The organism is Streptomyces sp. SID12501 (genome assembly GCF_010550245.1).
Classification (GTDB): domain Bacteria; phylum Actinomycetota; class Actinomycetes; order Streptomycetales; family Streptomycetaceae; genus Streptomyces.
In genome coordinates, this window is the sequence record NZ_JAAGLU010000794.1 from 1 (window position 1) to 420 (window position 420).

Below are 420 nucleotides of genomic sequence, written 5' to 3' on the forward strand. Positions count from 1 at the left end.
CCGTCGACGATCAGGCCGTCCCACACGAACGACTTGACCCAGTACCCGATCTCCCACGCCCGGTGGGTCTCCTCCAACTGCGAACCCCACGGCAGGTCCTGCGCGTTGTCGAGGTCCTCACCCTTGTACCCGTACATGTTCGCGCCGTGACTGCCGTCATCGGTCGTCAACGGCGGCGCACAGTACAACCCACGGATCTTGTTCGCACAGGTCCGCTCCGCCGCCCAGAACGCCGACACCGCCGCGTTGACATCGTGGATCAGATCGTTGTTCTCATCGATCTTGTCCCCGTCGTCCTTCCAGTGCTCGTCCCCGGCGATCTTCCCCGTGAAGGTCGTCGCCTTCACCTGGAGCTCCTTCAACCGCGCCACGATCGGCCGCGCCTCGGTGACGTACTCACCCAACGCCTTCGCCGCCGAC

1 pseudogene is annotated in these 420 nt (G+C 64.8%); it reads right to left on the reverse strand.

Annotated elements, in window-relative coordinates:
• Positions 1-347: pseudogene (locus G3I71_RS48495) on the reverse strand (protein phosphatase); the annotation flags it as partial.
• Between the last annotated feature and the right edge of the window lie 73 nt (positions 348-420).